This is a genomic window from Paraburkholderia sp. SIMBA_030 (genome assembly GCF_046535245.1).
GTDB lineage: Bacteria > Pseudomonadota > Gammaproteobacteria > Burkholderiales > Burkholderiaceae > Paraburkholderia.
Genome location: NZ_JAWRXB010000166.1, coordinates 1 through 355, shown reverse-complemented (window position 1 = coordinate 355; position 355 = coordinate 1). Strand labels below are relative to the sequence as shown.

The 355-nt window shown below is 39.4% G+C and carries 1 protein-coding gene; it reads left to right on the top strand.

Going from position 1 to position 355, the window contains the following annotated elements:
• Positions 1 to 16: 16 nt before the first annotated feature.
• Positions 17 to 355: T7SS effector LXG polymorphic toxin (locus tag SB772_RS39505; RefSeq protein ID WP_410838452.1), on the top strand; the 339-nt coding region annotated here is incomplete at its 3' end.

Sequence of the window (355 nt, the reverse complement as noted above, 5' to 3'; positions counted from 1 at the left end):
CCTTTCAGACTCTTATGTGGAAGAATCTTTCCTTGAACATGAATTGACAAACGAACTTGATAAATCAAAAGCGATTATGCAAGAGCAGCGGAACGAAATGAAAGGTATCCTTGATGAAATCGCAGATATACTGCCGCTCGATCTCTTTTCAACCGATAACGCGGATCAAAAATTAGATGATTCTGATACAACAAAAAGAGATACAATACAAAAAATTGGTGAGCTGGATAACAACCTTTCAAATGAATATGGGCTGTCAGAAGCTAATGAGGCGTTCATTATGGCAGATTTTCAGGCATTACAAGATGCGACAGGTAAAGGCAAAAACGCCACCCCGCTCAACTATAATGCCAAG